Genomic DNA, 571 nt, shown 5'->3' with positions numbered 1-571 from the left:
TGCCTGATTTTTATTCCTGGCCGTATACAAGGGAACTTCATTTACGGTGGCATACTCACAGATCGCCCTGGCGTCAGATTTGTCTGTTTTGACTTTAGCCAACTTCATTTGAATGAACCTCTTTACCGACAAAGGATTGACCACAGAGACTTTCACTCCCTGTTCATAAAGAAACTGAGCCAGCCTGTAATGGTAGTACCCCGTAGCTTCCATCACAACCAATGCTTCTGAAGAAAGGCTTTTTAAAAGAGCTTTAAATCCTTTAGGATCATTCGCAAACTGAAGGTGATTCTCATTCGAATCTACCACATCAAATACATCTTTGCTGATGTCTACTCCATAAATTTGTTTATTTTTAGTCATATACAATGGATTAGGAAAGGACGCCTACTTTGGTTTCATCGACTTAAAAACGAGATCTAAAGTCTCACAGAACTGAACGAAATAAAAGTAGAAAAGAGAGGGGATTATCAATGTTGACGGAATCTAAAGTTCCCACGGTTAATATAACCTTACTCCTCTCTTTTGTTCTTTCTGATTAATTGCTAAAAGTTAGGAAATCAAACTTAAG

The 571-nt window shown here is 38.0% G+C and carries 1 protein-coding gene; it reads right to left on the bottom strand.

Annotated features, from left to right (window positions below):
- Window positions 1-363, bottom strand: a 363-nt coding sequence (locus RM539_RS19945; protein WP_311505173.1) for an IS110 family transposase, incomplete at its 3' end; no start/stop codon positions are given.
- Window positions 364-571 lie beyond the last annotated feature (208 nt).

The organism is Autumnicola musiva (assembly GCF_031846585.1).
Lineage (GTDB): Bacteria > Bacteroidota > Bacteroidia > Flavobacteriales > Flavobacteriaceae > Autumnicola > Autumnicola musiva.
This window is presented reverse-complemented; position numbering and strand designations above follow the sequence as displayed.